The organism is Salifodinibacter halophilus, from assembly GCA_012999515.1.
Lineage (GTDB): Bacteria > Pseudomonadota > Gammaproteobacteria > Nevskiales > Salinisphaeraceae > Salifodinibacter > Salifodinibacter halophilus.
The window spans coordinates 1-230 of the sequence record JABEEB010000849.1; the positions used below are offsets into that span (position 1 = coordinate 1).

Below are 230 nucleotides of genomic sequence, written 5' to 3' on the forward strand. Positions count from 1 at the left end.
CCACCAAGTTCGGCAAGGGCCCGCCGGCGCAGCGCACCTGCGCCGCGGCCGACCGTACCGGCCACGCGATCCTGCACACCCTGTACCAGCAGTCGCTGGCGCACGACGCGCAGTTCTTCATCGAATACTTCGCCCTCGACCTGATCATGGACGAGCACGGCGCCTGCCGCGGCGTGCTCGCGCTGGACATGGCCGAAGGCACGCTGCACCTGTTCAAGGCGCAGGGCACG

Annotated in this window: 1 protein-coding gene; it reads left to right on the top strand. The window is 69.6% G+C overall.

Annotation, left to right across the window (positions count from 1 at the left end; translation table 11 throughout):
* Positions 1-230 (top strand): FAD-binding protein (locus HKX41_13955; GenBank protein NNC25237.1); only part of this gene is annotated, 230 nt, incomplete at both ends.